Below are 13,941 nucleotides of genomic sequence, written 5' to 3'. Positions count from 1 at the left end.
AGGCTCAGCCAGTCACTTGTTTTATGAATGAGGAAACGTTAGCATCCAGTTCTTTTAATGAAACTTACCGGGTCCGAACCAAGGAAGCTTCGTTGCGTGTGATTCGGCTGTTTCAGCAGCTGCCGCGCTCCGGCGAAGCGGCCGTGCTGGGGAAGCAATTGCTACGGGCAGCCACCTCAGTGGCGGCTAACTTTCGGGCCGCTTGCCGGGGCCGTTCGCCGGCCGAATGGTACGCCAAGCTGTGTATCTGCGTCGAGGAAGCCGACGAAACATTGTTCTGGCTGGAATTGCTCGGCGACGCCGGCATTATGCCCAAATCCCGCCTGCAAAGCCTTGAAACCGAGTACACCGAAATTCTGGCTGTACTGGCCACCGCCCGCAAAAAAGCGAAGCCTAGGGAGAGGTGAAATGGTGAGTTGGTGAAATGGTGAGTTGATGTTCTTGGGGCCTAACGGCGTGGCTTTATCACTTTGAACCGTCAGGGCAAGCCGCACATTTCGCGCCGCTAAAACATCAACTCACCATTTCACCATCTCACTATTTCACCTTGACGATGGCGCGTACGCTCATGCCGGCGCGCAGGGGGTGCTCGGCGTCTTTCTTGGTGAGCGTGATTTTGACGGGGACGCGCTGCACCACTTTCACGAAGTTGCCCGAGGCGTTGTCGGGGGGCAGCAGGGCGAAGCGGGCGCCGGTAGCGGCCGAGAGCGACTGGACTTCGCCGGCAAACTCTTCGTTGGGGTAAGCATCCACCTCAATCGTCACGGGCTGGCCCACGCGCATGTTTTCGAGCTGGGTTTCCTTGAAGTTGGCAATCACCCAGGTGTCGCCCGAGGCCACGAGGCCCATGAGCTGCTGGCCGGGGCCGATGTTCTGGCCGGGCTGCACGTTTTTGCGGCTCACCACGCCGTTTACGGGCGCCGTGATGGTGGCGTAGCTCAGCTGGAGCTGGGCGTTTTCGAGGTCGGCCTGGCGCTGCTTTACCACGGCTTCGGCCACGGCAATCTGCTGCTGGGCGGCCGCCACCTGCTGCTGGGCCACCAGCACCTGCTGCTCGGCGGTGGCGCGCTGGGCGCTGGTCGAGTTCAGACTGGCCTGCACGGCGTCGTACTCGCTCTGCGGAATAATATCCTGCTGCCGCAGAAACTTGCTGCGCTTGAGGTCTTTTTCGAGGCGGGCGCGGGTGGCGGCACTCACGCCGATGGCGGCGCGGGCGGTGCTCACGTTGGCCTGGGCCGTACCCACGCCGGCGCGGGCGGCCACCACATTGGCGCGGGCGGCGGCCAGGGCGGCCTCGGCGGCATTCACGCGCTGCTGATAGTCGGCGGGGTCAACGGTTACCAGCACGTCGCCCTTCTTCACGGCCTGGTTGTCGGCCACTTTCACTTCGAGCACGGGGCCGCTTACGCTCGGAATGATCGGGTACACGTCGCCCTCAACCTGGGCGTCGTCGGTTTCTTCGTGGGCCAGGCCAAACTGGAAGCGCTGCCAGCCGAAGTAGCCGCCCACCAGCAGCGCCAGGGCCAGAATAACGAGGATAATGGGGCGTTTAGAACCTTTCTGTTCTTCCACCACCGGCTCGGGGGCAGTAGGAATGGGCGTTACGGCCGGGTCGTTCGAGAAAGAAGTTGCCATGTAAGGTGAGATGGTGAGTAGTGAGATGGTGAGTTGCCGTTCAGGTAGCCCGAACGAAGAGCTGATAGCTACTAGCTGTCAGCTAACAGCTTATTAAAATCAGCCCGTGGGGCGCAGGGCCTGCTCGGGGCAGCCGGGTTTCACGAGCAGCGTCACGCAGGGAGCAGTGCGCACCACGGTTTCGGCGGTGCTGCCCATCAGAAACCGCGTGAGGCCCGTCTGGCCGTGCGCCCCGATAATCAGCATGTCGGCCGGATGCAGGCGGGCGTCGGCCACTATTTCGGCGGCCGCCTCGCCCTGCGCCACGGCCGTGGTTACGCGGGCGCCGGCCTGCCGGGCCGCTTCGCGGTGACGGGCCAGCGCGTGGGCCACCTGCAAATCGGGCAGCGGCTCGCCGGCGGCTTCCAGCACGTGCAGCAGCCGCAGCTCGGCCCCCGTGCCGGCCGCCAACGCCGCCGCGTAGGTTACCAGCTTCTCCGTAACGGCCGAAAAATCAATCGGGCACAGGATGGTCATGGCGGTGAGATGGTGAAATAGTGACGTGGTGAGTTGATGTTCGGGCGGCGTGAAATGCGCGATAGTGCGGATGGTTGAAGTGGGTTCTGTTTTGGGCTGACTTCCGATGTAGTTTCTAACAGGAGATTTGCGCTGCCAGGCTTCCGAAACATCAACTCGCCATTTCACTATCTCACCATCTCACCGCTACCAAATCACCGCACCGGTGGCGCGCTTGAGCTGGTACTGGCCGAGGGTGTAGTTGTAGATGGCCTGCAGGCGGGCCAGGCGGGCCTGCAGCAGCTGGGTTTCGGCGTCGAGCACGTCGAGGTTGCTGCCTACGCCGTAGCGGTAGCGGCCCTGGGCGCGGTTGAGCGCGTCGGTGGCCTGGGCAATCTGCTGGAGCGAGTTGTCGTAGCGCTCGGCGTTGGAGTTGAGGTTGTTGGCCGCCTGCCGCACATCGGCCCGAATCTGCTCCTCGGTGTCCTGAATGCGGGCCTGGGCGCCGCGGATATTGGCGGCGGCTTCGAGGCGCTGGTTTTTGTTCTTGTTGCCGTCGTAAATCGGCACCGAAAGCTGCACCACGCCCACCGTGTTGGGCCGGAACTTGTCGAGGTTGGGCTGGTAGCCGTTCTTGCCGCCCACCTGCGCGCCCACGCCCAGCAGCGGCATATTGCTACGCTCGATAAGCTTGAGGTTGAGGTTAGCGGTCTGCTCGGCGTCGCGGGCCAGCTTCACTTCGGGCCGATTGGCCAGGGCCTCGGCCAGCGCGCCGGTTACATCAACGGGCTGGGGCTGATACTCGAAAACGCCCCGCACGGGCACGTTAGCGTAGTCGGGTTTGTGCAGCAGGCGGGCCAGCTGCACCTGCTGGTTCTGCAGCTGGTTCACCAAATCGATGCGCGTGTTGCGGGCCTGCGTAATGCGCACCTGCGTGGTCGTTACATCGAAATTGGTGCTCACGCCCGCTTCCACCCGCTTCTGCATGTCGTTCTGGTGGCGCTGCAGCGAGGCAATCTGGGCATCCTGCACCCGGATGCTTTCGCGCACAAACAGGATGTTGTAGTAGCTCTGGGCCGCCGAGTAGGCCAGGTCGCGGCGCGTTACGGCAATCTGGTCGGAAGCCGTCACGCGGCGGCTTTCGGCCAGGTTGGAAGTGGCAACGCGCTTGCCGAAATCGAGCAGCCCGTACTGGGCCGTGATATGCACGTCGTAGTTGTTGTTGGGGGCAAACTGGAAGGCCGGCGACTCGGGGGCCAGCTGCAGCTTTACTACCGGGTCGATGCGGGTGTAGGTAGCCGTGCCCGTTACCTGGGGCAGAAATCCGCCGCGCGTCTGTGTTACGCGGCTGGTGGCGGCGTTCAACTCTTCTTCGAGCGTAGTAATGGCCGGGTTGGCATCGAGCACCGAGCGGATGGTGCCGTCGAGGCTGAGCGAGTCGGAAATAACCGGCCCCTGCTGGGCGTGGGCCGCGCCGGCCGTCAGCAGCAGGCCCAGGGCCAGAGAAGAAGCGGCAAAAGTTGGTCGGAAAAGCATAGGATACGGCGGCTTGGTCGTGCGGGCTGCTATCCGAAAGTTGTGCCAGCCCCAATCCGCCCTTGCGCAAAGCCGCAAAAACAGCTTCCATTGGCTGCAAAAGGCGAATATTTTTTCTACTTGGTCCGCATAGCTATCCTGAGCACCAATTTATCCTCCTGCTATTTCAGGATTTCCTTATTTTTGTTCCTGTTATTTCAGGAAAAACCAAGCTGATTAATGCCTGACCAGGACGACTCGCTGCTGCTGCGGCTCAACGAAGCCATTGCCACCACCCGCAACAAGGAAGACCTGTTTCGCAGCGTTACGGAGAAGCTGCGGCTCATCTTTCCCTTTGATGCCATCACCATTATTACCCTCGATGCCGAGCTGCAGTACCGCCGCGTATTTCTGCGCGACTACTTAGGCGAAGTGCTGTTGCCGGCCAGTATCGCCGCCCGGCCGGCCCGCACGAGCATCGAGAACACGCCCATCGAGCAGTTCATCCGCTCGCCCCATCTGCAGCAGTTCGAGCTCACCGAGCTGCTGCGCGACTACCCCGATTTTCAGCCCTTCCAGGGGTTGTTCGAGGCCAATATGCGCTACCTGACGGCCGTGCCGCTGCGCACCGGCGGGCGGCTTATCGGGCTGCTGTCGATGGTGGCGCGGCGGCGGCCCGATTTCTCGCCCCAGGATGTGCGGCTGCTCGAAAAAATCGGGAGCTTAGTGGCCGTGGCCGTCACCAACACGCTGGCCTTCGAGGAAGTGGCCCACCGCGAGCAGGAAAAAACCATGCAGCTGGCCCTGAGCAATGCGCTGCTGCGCATCAAGGAGCGGCACGAGCTGTTTCGGACCATTGCCGTTGAAATCAACCGGGTGGTGCCCTGCGACTATTTCGGGCTGCGCGTGCGCGAGCCCGATTCGCCGGTGCGCACCCTGGCCGAGTTCCGCAAGCAGCCCGACGGCACCTTCGCCCCGCCCGACGAAAACCGCTACGACGCCCTGCCCGACGCCGAGCAGGCCCAGCAGGCCGTGGCCGAGATATTCGTGCGACCCGGCGTGTACGGCGGCGTAGTTTTCCAGCAGATGGCCCGCCACTACACGCTGCTGGCCTACATCGAAGCCAGCTACGGCACCCGCTCGCTGCTGTGCACCCCGCTCGACGCGCCCAACGAGCCGCCCACGGCCCTGATTCTGGCCAGCAGTGAGCCCCAGGCTTTTACCGAGGAGCATCTGGAGCTGATGCAGACGCTGATGCCCCAGATTCGGCTGGCGCTCCAGAACGTGTGGGCCTTCGAGCAGATTGACGCCCTGCGCGCCCAGCTGGAGCGCGAAAGAACCTACCTCATCGACGAAATCAACACCGCCGCCGCCGCCCGCCTCGACGATTTTGTGGGCGGCAGCGCCGTGATGCAACAGGTATACACCCGCCTGGCCCAGGTGGCCCCCACCGACACCACGGTGCTGATAACCGGCGAAACCGGCACCGGCAAAGAGCTGGTGGCCCGCGCCCTGCACCAGCTTTCGCCCCGCCACGAGCGCGCCCTTGTCAAGCTCAACTGCGCCGCTTTGCCCGCCCAGCTCATCGAAAGCGAGCTGTTCGGCCATGAGAAGGGCGCCTTTACCGGGGCCGTGGAGCGCCGCATCGGCAAGTTTGAGCTGGCCGATAAGGGCACGATTTTCCTGGATGAAGTGGGCGAGCTGCCGCTTGATTTGCAGGCCAAGCTGCTGCGGGTGCTGCAGGAAAAGGAGTTCGAGCGCCTGGGCGGCCGCCGCGTCATCAGCACCGACGTGCGCGTAATTGCCGCCACCAACCGGGTGCTGGAGCAGGAGGTAGCCGCTGGCCGTTTCCGGGCCGACCTGTACTACCGCCTCAACGTGTTTGAGGTGCGCCTGCCGGCCCTGCGCGAGCGGCCCGAGGATGTGGAGCCGCTGGTGCGCCACTTTCTGGAGCGCTTCACCAAGCAGATGGGCAAGCCCGTGCGCCGCCTGCGCGAGCCCGATTTGCGGGCCCTGCGCCAGTACAGCTGGCCGGGCAATGTGCGCGAGCTGGAGCACGTAATGGAGCAGGCCGTAATTGTCAGCCAGGGCCGGTTTCTGGAGTTCCAGAGCTTTGCGGCCGGCGCCACCGGCACGGCGGCCACCGCCCCCGCCGAGTCGGATGGCACGCTGAAAACGTTGAAGGAGCAGGAGCGCGACCATATTCTGGCGGCCCTACACCGCACCGGCGGCCGCGTGAGCGGCCCCCAGGGCGCCGCCGTTCTGCTCGATATCAACCCCAAAACTCTCGAAGCCCGCATGAAAAAGCTGGGCATCCAGCGCACGGTTATGGTGAGTGAGTGACTTGGTGAATGAGTGAAGGTAAAAGCCCTGTCATTCTGAGCGAAGCGAAGAATCTCGCGTGCTGTAGTAATTTCAACCGTTACGTATCCCTACAACGTCAGCCCGCGAGATTCTTCGCGCTGCTCAGAATGACGTTCTTTATAGTCACTAAATCACCAAGTCACTAAATGCCTGCTCCCGTCACCCCCCTCATCACCCGCGAACAGGTGCTACAGGCCCTGCGCGAGCTGGATGCCGAGGGGCCGCGGATGCCGTTGAGCACGGTGTACGACCTGGTGTACCGGGGCCGGCGCTACGCCCCGCGCCGGGTGGCCCAGCGCGCCTACGAGTTGGCCACCGGAACCGGGGCTAAGTGGCCGCTGCGGGCCGGCGAGCCCACCAACCAGGCCCTGGAGGCGTTGGATTTCACGATTGCCACCAAGCGCCCCACGCTCGAAAACTCGCCCCTGCTCAACGGCGACGTAGCGGCTCAGCAGGATTTGGAGGCCCTCTACACTGGCTCGGCCCGCGAAACCACGCTGCCTAAAAAAGCCCGCGCGAAGTCTGCTTCCACAGAGGCCTCACCCGCTGCGGGAGCTGACGAAGCCCTGACCACCGAGCCGACTGAAGCGCACGAGCCAGCAGCCGGTTACGAGCGGCCGGCCCCGCAGCCCTATACGCCGGAGATGGCGCGGGCCGAGCTGTTTTTATCGGATGAAGAGCTGGCAGCGGCGCGGGCGGCTTTGGCGCGGCGGCGCAATTTGCTGCTGCAGGGCCCGCCGGGCACGGGCAAAACGTTTCTGGCGCGGCGGCTGGCCTGGCTGGCGCTGGGCGCCACCGACGCGGCCCGCATCGAGCTGGTGCAGTTCCACCCCAGCTACAGCTACGAGGATTTCGTGCAGGGTTTCCGGCCCGACAACCAGGGCGGCTTTCGGCTGCGCGACGGCCTGCTGGTGGAGTTCTGCCGCCGCGCCGCTCTGGACCCCGGGCAGCCGTACTTTCTGCTGATTGACGAGCTAAACCGCGGCAACGTGGCCCGCATTTTCGGCGAGTTGCTGCTGTTGCTGGAGGCCGACAAGCGCGGGCCCGCCCACGCCGTGCGCCTGCCCTACGCCGAGGCCGGCAGCCCACCCTTCTTCGTGCCCGAAAACGTGTTCGTCATCGGCACCATGAACCTGGCCGACCGCAGCCTGGCCCCGCTCGATTACGCCCTGCGCCGCCGATTCGCCTTCGTGAGCCTACGACCCGAATTCGGCGAGCCGCTGCGGGCGCTGCTGGCAGCCCAAAACGTACCGGCCGGCCTCATAACCCAACTCACCAGCCGCCTCACCGACCTCAACCAGACCATTGCCGACGACCCCGAGCTGGGCCCCGATTTCTGCGTGGGCCACAGCTACTTCTGCCAGCCTCCCACCCACCCCGCCGAAGCCCCCGAGTGGCTGCGCCTGATTATGGAGCAGGAAATCGGCCCGCTGCTGGACGACTACTGGCTCGATGAGCCGGCCAAATCCGCCGCACAGAAAAAGAAGCTGCTGATAGGTTTTAGGTCTTAGGGACTTAGGGCTTAGAGACACCTCCTCTTTCATTTTATCCATTGAAAATCTAAGCCCTAAGTCCCTAAGCCCTAAAACCTAAGAATGATACCCATCCAGAACCTGTATTATCTGCTGTGCTACGCCTGGAACCGGCTGCCCGAGGAGGCAGAGGTGCGGGCGGTGAGCGGGCAGGCGTTCAAGCGGTCGGTGCCACTGCTGGCCCAGGTGCTGCTGAGCGGCACGCGCCGGCTGCTGGCCCGGGGCCTGCCGGTGGCCTACGCCGAGCGGGTGCAGGAGCTGCCCGAACTGCGCGGCCGGGTGCTGCTCACGCCCACGCTCAGCCAGGATTTGCCGCGCCGGGGCCGGGCCGTGTGCGCTTTTGATGAGCTGAGCCCCGACGCGCCGCTGGCCGGGCTGCTACTGGGAACCTTGCAGCAGCTGAGCCGCAGCCGGGCCCTACCGGCTGAGCAGCGCCAGCAAATCCGGCTGACGCTACGGCGGTTTCCGGCGGCCGTGGTGGCGCGGCCGTTGGGAGCGGCCAGCCTACGGGCGGTGCGGCGGTTGCGGCCGGGCGGGCTGGGCGGGTTTCTGCTGAACGTGTGCGAGCTGCTGCATCTGAGCGCCCTGCCCGCGCCCGACGCCGAAGGCCCGGCCCGCTTCCGCGACTTCCGGCGCGACGAGGCGCTAATGGCCCGGCTGTTCGAGCAGTTCGTGCGCAACTTTTACCGGCTGGAGCAACGGCAGTTTCGGGCGAGCTCGGAAACCATTGCCTGGCAGGCGGCGGCCGAAACGCCCGAGGCCCTGGCGCTGCTGCCGGCCATGATTACCGATACCAGCCTGGAAAGTCCGACGCGCAAAATCATCCTCGACACCAAGTACTACGCCGCCGCCCTGCGGCGCCACCACGACCAGGCCCGGCTGATTTCGCCCCACCTCTACCAACTCTACGCCTACCTGCAAAACCAGCCCGCCCAATCCGGTCAGCAGCTCGAAGGCATCCTGCTCTATCCCGCCGCGGCCCAGGCCGTGGATTTGCGCTACACCCTCGGCGGCCACCCCGTGCGCGTGGTCACCATCGACCTGAACCAGCCCTGGGAAGCCATTGCGGCCGATTTGCTGGCGCTGGTGGCGTAGCATTGCTGAAGTCAAAGAAACTGTTTAGAAATTCTGTCATCCTGAGCGCAGCGAAGGACCTATACAGAGGCTAACATCAAATAGCACCTTCTGTATAGGTCCTTCGCTGCGCTCAGGATGACAAGCCCGTAGGTATTTTTTACTTTTTCTTCTTGACTCCAACCTAAATGCAGCCCCGCTACGGGTTTTTTGTCTGTGGGTTGCGACAAATGCAACGAAGGCCGTACCTTCTTGCCGAATTCCTTCCTCCCTTCACCCAAAATCCATCAATTTGAAACGACGTGACTTTGTGGGCCTGACGGGCCTGGCTGCCGGGGCCCTGTGGCTGCCGGCCGTGCCGGGCCTGGGCGGCTCGCTCGTAGACCCCGCGCGCCTGCTGGAGCCCGGCCTCGACGTAGCCGCCAAAAAACGCCTGGCCGATGTGGCCCTGAACACCGCTAAATCGGCCGGGGCCTCCTACGCCGATGTGCGCATCGGGCGCTACCTCAACCAGAGCGTGTTCACCCGCGAAAAGCAGGTGCAGAACATTGCCAGCGGCGAGAGTTTTGGCGCCGGCGTGCGCGTTATTGCCAACGGCACCTGGGGTTTCGCCTCCACCAACACCGTAACCGAAGCCGGCCTGGCCAAAGCGGCCCAGCTGGCCGTGCAGATTGCCAAGGCTAACAGCAAAGTGCAGAAAGAGCCCGTGCAGCTTGCCGCCCAGAAAGGCCAGGGCGTGGTGAGCTGGAAAACCCCGATTCAGGTGAACGCCTTCGAGGTGCCGGTGAAGGACAAGGTGGACTTGCTGCTGGCCACCAATGCCGCGGCTCTGGATAACGGCGCTTCGTTCGTGAATTCGGTGCTATTTCAGGTGAACGAGCAGAAGTACTTCGCCAGCACCGACGGCTCCTACATCGACCAGGACATTCATCGCATCTGGCCCAACTTCTCGGTAACGGCTATTGATAGGAGCACCGGCAAGTTCCGCTCGCGCGATGCGTTGAGTGCCCCAATGGGCATGGGCTACGAGTACCTGCAGCCCAAAGCCGCCGACCGCATTGCGGGCCCGGCCGGCACCGGCCTCACCGGCTACCGCAACAGCTTCGATATGCTGGCCGATGCCGCCCTGGCCGCCAAGCAGGCCAAGGAAAAGCTCACCTGCAAATCGGTAACGGCCGGCAAGTACGACCTCGTGCTCGACCCCAACCACCTGGGCCTGACCATCCACGAATCGGTGGGCCACCCCACGGAGCTCGACCGGGTGCTGGGCTACGAGGCCAACTACGCCGGCACCTCGTTCGCCACGCTCGACTGGCGCGCCAAGGGCCAGCCTTATGGTTCGAAGCTCGTCAATATTGTGGCCGACAAGCTGCAGCCCAACTCGCTGGGCGCCGTGGGCTGGGACGATGAGGGCGTGCCGACCAAGGAGTGGAACATCATCGACCAGGGCAAGCTGGTGGATTACCAGAAAATCCGCGACCAGGCGCACATCGTCGACCAGAAGCAGTCGGACGGCTGCTGCTACGCCGACTCGTGGAGCACGGTGCAGTTCCAGCGCATGCCCAACATCAGCCTCAAGCCCGGCACCAGCAAGCTGAGCGTGGATGAGATGATTAGCAAGGTGGACAAGGGCATTTACATTGCCGGCCGCGGCTCGTTTTCGATTGACCAGCAGCGCTACAACTCCCAGTTCGGCGGCCAAGTGTTCTATGCCATCGACAAGGGCAAGATTTCCGGCATGCTCGAAGACGTGGCTTACCAGACCAACACGCTGGAGTTCTGGAACTCCTGCGCGGCCATCTGCGACGCCTCGGACTACCGGCTGTTCGGCTCCTTCTTCGACGGCAAGGGCCAGCCCAGCCAGGTGTCGGCCGTGAGCCACGGCTCGGCCACCACGCGCTTCAACAACGTGAACGTCATCAACACCGCCCGTAAAATTTAAGCTGTTCTGGCGTTACGCCTCACCCCCTAGCCCCCTCTCCGAAAAAGGAGAGGGGGGAACTAGAATCTAATTTTCTAGTCTAGTCACGGCTGCTTTAATTTTAGAAAGCTAGCATCTAGTTCCCCCCTCTCCTTTTTCGGAGAGGGGGCTAGGGGGTGAGGCGCACGCCAGAACAAAGTATCCACGCATCAACACATTAACCATATGGCCATCCTTTCCCAGACCGAAGCCCAGGAAATTCTTAAGAAAGTGCTCGGCTTCAGCAAAGCCGACGAGTGCGAAGCCACGCTCAGCGGGCAGTCGGGCGGCAACGTGCGCTCGGCGCGCAACGCCATCAGCACCAGCGGCGGCATCGACAACGTGAGTTTGGCGGTGGAAGCCCGCTTTGGTAAACGCTCGGGCGTGGCTACCTGCAACCAGTTCGACGACGCCACGCTGCGCACCTGCGTAACGCGGGCCGAAGAAATTGCCCGCCTCGCCCCCGAGAGCCCCGAGTACATGCCCCTGCTCGGGCCCCAGAAATACCTGCCCACCACGGCCAGCTTCGCCAAGGCCACAGCCGACATCACGCCCGACTACCGCGCCGCGCAGGTGGGCAGCAGCATGATTATCTGCGATGAGCGCAAGCTCAGCTCGGCGGCCTTCCTCAACGACTCGGTGGGCTTTGTGGCCAAGCGCAACAGCAAGGGCCTGGAGGCCTACCAGCAGCAGTCGGGCCTGGAGTTCAGCGTGACGGTGCGCACGCCCGACGGCACCGGCTCGGGCTACGCTACGGCCGACTACAACGACGCCAGCAAGTTCGACGCCAAGACCCTGACCCGCATTGCGGCCGACAAAGCGGCCGGCTCGCGCAATGCCAAGGCCCTGGAGCCCGGCAAGTACACCGTTATCCTGGAGCCTGCCGCGCTGGTGGCCAACACCGACGCCTCGCTGATGCAGGCGCTGATGAGCGCCCTCGACGCCCGCAACGCCGACGAAGGCCGCTCGTTTCTCAGCAAAAAAGGCGGCGGCAACCGCAAGGGCGAAAAGCTCTTCGATGAGCGCGTGACTATCTACTCCGACCCCGCCAACGCTGAGGTGCCCGACCTCGTGTTTTCGGGCGACGGCCGGCCCCAGCAGAAGATGACCTGGATTGAGAAGGGCGTGGTGAAGAACCTCTACACCTCGCGCTTCTGGGCCCAGAAGGCCGGTATCCCCGACATTCCGCGCCCGGGAGGCTGGATTATGGAAGGCGGCACCCAGAGCGTAAACGACCTTATCAAGAGCACGGCCAAGGGCATTCTGGTAACCCGCCTGTGGTACATCCGCCCCGTCGACCCCCAGACGCTGCTGTATACCGGCCTGACGCGCGACGGTACGTTCTACATCGAAAACGGCCAAATCAAGTTTCCGGTGAAGAACTTCCGCTTCAACGAGAGCCCGATTATCATGCTCAACAACCTCGAAGCCATCGGCAAGCCCGTGCGCGTGGGCGGCAACCTCGTGCCCCCGCTCAAAATCCGCGACTTCACCTTCACCAGCTTGTCGGACGCCGTCTAAAATCACAGATGTTGCAGATGATGGGATAACGCAGATTCGTTCTGCCGGACGCACCTTGTACTTTCGGTAAAACGGCTATGCGCCAGCCCGTTATCTGCAACATCTATAATTCGGCTTTATCCCTGTACTTGAACGAATCTGTGTCATCTGCACCATCTGCAACATCTGTGATTTATGAAACGACGTGATTTTGTGGGCCTGACGGGCCTGGCCGCCAGCGCCCTGTGGCTGCCCGCTATTCCGGGTTTTGCCGGCGACCTGGTTGACCCCATGCGCCTGCTGGAGCCCGGCCTCGACGTGGCCGCCAAAAAGCGCCTGGCCGATGTGGCGCTGAACGCCGCTAAATCGGCGGGCGCATCGTACGCCGACGTGCGCATCGGGCGCTACCTCAACCAGGGCGTGTTCACCCGCGAAAAGCAGGTGCAGAACATCGTCAGCTCCGAGAGTTTCGGGGTGGGCGTGCGCGTCATTGCCAACGGCACCTGGGGCTTCGCGGCCACCAACACCGTGACGGACACGGGCATTGCCAAAGCGGCCCAGCTGGCCGTGCAGATTGCCAAGGCCAACAGCAAGGTGCAGAAAGAACAGGTGCAGCTGGCCCCGCAAAAGGGTTTCGGGGAGGTTTCGTGGAAGGCGCCCATCAAAATCAACACCTTCGAGGTGCCGATTAAAGACAAGGTGGATTTGCTGCTGGCCACCAACGCCGCCGCCCTGAGTAACGGCGCTTCGTTCGTGAACTCGGTGCTGTTTGCCGTGAACGAGCAGAAGTATTTCGCCAGCACCGACGGCTCCTATATCGACCAGGATATTCACCGCATCTTCCCCACATTCGGCGTCACGGTGGTGGACCGCGGCACGGGCAAGTTCCGCTCGCGCTCGGCCCTGAGCGCGCCGATGGGCATGGGCTACGAGTACTTGCAGCCCAAGGCCGCCGACAAGGTAGCCGGCCCTCAGGGCTCCGACGTAATCGGCTACAAGAACAGCTACGATATGCTGGAAGACGCCGCCCGCGCCGCCAAGCAGGCCAAGCAGAAGCTCACCTGCAAGTCGGTAGTGCCCGGCAAGTACGACCTCGTGCTCGACCCGCACCACCTGGGCCTGACCATCCACGAATCGGTCGGCCACCCCACGGAGCTGGACCGGGTGCTGGGCTACGAGGCCAACTACGCCGGCACTTCGTTTGCCACGCTGGAGTGGAAGGCCAAGGGCCAGCCCTACGGCTCGAAGCAGGTGAACATTGTGGCCGACAAGCTCCAGCCCAACTCGCTGGGCGCCGTGGGCTGGGACGACGAAGGCGTGAAAACCAAGGAGTGGAACATCATCGACCAGGGCAAGCTGGTGGACTACCAGAAAATCCGCGACCAGGCCATGATTGTGGGCCAGAAGGAGTCAGACGGCTGCTGCTACTCGCAGTCGTGGCAGGATGTGCAGTTCCAGCGCATGCCCAACATCAGCCTCAAGCCTGGCACCGCCAAAATGAGCGTCGATGAGCTGGTGAAGGGTGTCGACAAGGGCATCTACATTGCCGGCAACGGCTCGTTCTCCATCGACCAGCAGCGCTACAACTCGCAGTTCGGCGGCCAGGTATTCTACGCCATTGAGAAGGGCAAAATCACGGAAATGCTCGAAGATGTGGCTTACCAGACCAACACGCTGGAATTCTGGGGTTCCTGCGCCGGCTCCTGCGACGCATCGGACTACCGGCTGGCGGGCTTCTTCAACGATGGCAAGGGCCAGCCCAGCCAGAGCTCGGCCGTGAGCCACGGCTCGGCCACCACGCGCTTCAACAACGTGAACGTCATCAACACCGCCCGTAAAATTTAAGCTGTTAGCTATTAGCTGTTG

The 13,941-nt window shown here is 63.1% G+C and carries 10 protein-coding genes; 7 read left to right on the top strand and 3 right to left on the bottom strand.

Annotated elements, in window-relative coordinates; genetic code table 11:
* Positions 1-23: 23 nt before the first annotated feature.
* Positions 24-407 (top strand): four helix bundle protein, encoded by a 384-nt coding sequence (locus H145_RS0101920; RefSeq protein WP_026351196.1) that lies wholly within the window; start codon positions 24-26, stop codon positions 405-407.
* Between the two features lie 130 nt (positions 408-537).
* On the opposite strand, the gene H145_RS0101915 is transcribed toward H145_RS0101920, so the two are convergent.
* The 3 genes from H145_RS0101915 to H145_RS0101905 form a co-directional block, all read right to left on the bottom strand.
* Positions 538-1,635, bottom strand: coding sequence for an HlyD family secretion protein (locus H145_RS0101915; protein WP_019946443.1), 1,098 nt, complete (start codon positions 1,633-1,635; stop codon positions 538-540).
* 99 nt (positions 1,636-1,734) lie between these two features.
* A complete protein-coding gene (locus tag H145_RS0101910) occupies positions 1,735-2,151 on the bottom strand; it encodes a universal stress protein (protein WP_019946442.1) in 417 nt (138 codons plus the stop codon).
* A 186-nt stretch (positions 2,152-2,337) separates the two neighbouring features.
* Positions 2,338-3,666 (bottom strand): TolC family protein, encoded by a 1,329-nt coding sequence (locus H145_RS0101905; protein WP_019946441.1) that lies wholly within the window; start codon positions 3,664-3,666, stop codon positions 2,338-2,340.
* A 219-nt stretch (positions 3,667-3,885) separates the two neighbouring features.
* On the opposite strand from H145_RS0101905, the gene H145_RS0101900 reads away from it, so the two are divergent.
* The 6 genes from H145_RS0101900 to H145_RS0101875 all read left to right on the top strand — a co-directional run bounded on the left by H145_RS0101900 (position 3,886) and on the right by H145_RS0101875 (position 13,920).
* Positions 3,886-5,988: a sigma 54-interacting transcriptional regulator gene (locus H145_RS0101900; protein ID WP_019946440.1), complete on the top strand. Its 2,103-nt coding sequence runs from the start codon at positions 3,886-3,888 to the stop codon at positions 5,986-5,988.
* Positions 5,989-6,155: 167 nt separating this feature from the next.
* Positions 6,156-7,520: an AAA family ATPase gene (locus tag H145_RS22405; RefSeq protein WP_019946439.1), complete on the top strand. Its 1,365-nt coding sequence runs from the start codon at positions 6,156-6,158 to the stop codon at positions 7,518-7,520.
* 84 nt (positions 7,521-7,604) lie between these two features.
* Complete coding sequence (locus tag H145_RS22400) at positions 7,605-8,636, top strand: 5-methylcytosine restriction system specificity protein McrC (protein ID WP_019946438.1); 1,032 nt, start codon at positions 7,605-7,607, stop codon at positions 8,634-8,636.
* Positions 8,637-8,907: 271 nt separating this feature from the next.
* Complete coding sequence (locus tag H145_RS0101885; RefSeq protein ID WP_026351194.1) at positions 8,908-10,557, top strand: TldD/PmbA family protein; 1,650 nt, start codon at positions 8,908-8,910, stop codon at positions 10,555-10,557.
* A 204-nt stretch (positions 10,558-10,761) separates the two neighbouring features.
* Complete coding sequence (locus H145_RS0101880) at positions 10,762-12,096, top strand: TldD/PmbA family protein (RefSeq protein WP_019946436.1); 1,335 nt, start codon at positions 10,762-10,764, stop codon at positions 12,094-12,096.
* 174 nt (positions 12,097-12,270) lie between these two features.
* Positions 12,271-13,920 (top strand): TldD/PmbA family protein, encoded by a 1,650-nt coding sequence (locus H145_RS0101875; RefSeq protein WP_026351193.1) that lies wholly within the window; start codon positions 12,271-12,273, stop codon positions 13,918-13,920.
* Positions 13,921-13,941 lie beyond the last annotated feature (21 nt).

The organism is Hymenobacter aerophilus DSM 13606, from assembly GCF_000382225.1.
Lineage (GTDB): Bacteria > Bacteroidota > Bacteroidia > Cytophagales > Hymenobacteraceae > Hymenobacter > Hymenobacter aerophilus.
Note: the sequence above shows the minus strand (reverse complement) of the source record. Positions and strands in the feature narration are given on the sequence as shown.

What these genes read in the sequence shown, in the direction of transcription:
- H145_RS0101900 (WP_019946440.1), top strand. Translation starts at nt 3,886, where the DNA reads ATGCCTGACCAGGACGACTCGCTGCTGCTGCGGCTCAACGAAGCCATT.
- H145_RS22400 (WP_019946438.1), top strand. Translation starts at nt 7,605, where the DNA reads ATGATACCCATCCAGAACCTGTATTATCTGCTGTGCTACGCCTGGAAC.
- H145_RS0101915 (WP_019946443.1), bottom strand. Translation starts at nt 1,635, where the DNA reads ATGGCAACTTCTTTCTCGAACGACCCGGCCGTAACGCCCATTCCTACT.
- H145_RS22405 (WP_019946439.1), top strand. Translation starts at nt 6,156, where the DNA reads ATGCCTGCTCCCGTCACCCCCCTCATCACCCGCGAACAGGTGCTACAG.
- H145_RS0101910 (WP_019946442.1), bottom strand. Translation starts at nt 2,151, where the DNA reads ATGACCATCCTGTGCCCGATTGATTTTTCGGCCGTTACGGAGAAGCTG.
- H145_RS0101880 (WP_019946436.1), top strand. Translation starts at nt 10,762, where the DNA reads ATGGCCATCCTTTCCCAGACCGAAGCCCAGGAAATTCTTAAGAAAGTG.
- H145_RS0101920 (WP_026351196.1), top strand. Translation starts at nt 24, where the DNA reads ATGAATGAGGAAACGTTAGCATCCAGTTCTTTTAATGAAACTTACCGG.
- H145_RS0101875 (WP_026351193.1), top strand. Translation starts at nt 12,271, where the DNA reads ATGAAACGACGTGATTTTGTGGGCCTGACGGGCCTGGCCGCCAGCGCC.
- H145_RS0101905 (WP_019946441.1), bottom strand. Translation starts at nt 3,666, where the DNA reads ATGCTTTTCCGACCAACTTTTGCCGCTTCTTCTCTGGCCCTGGGCCTG.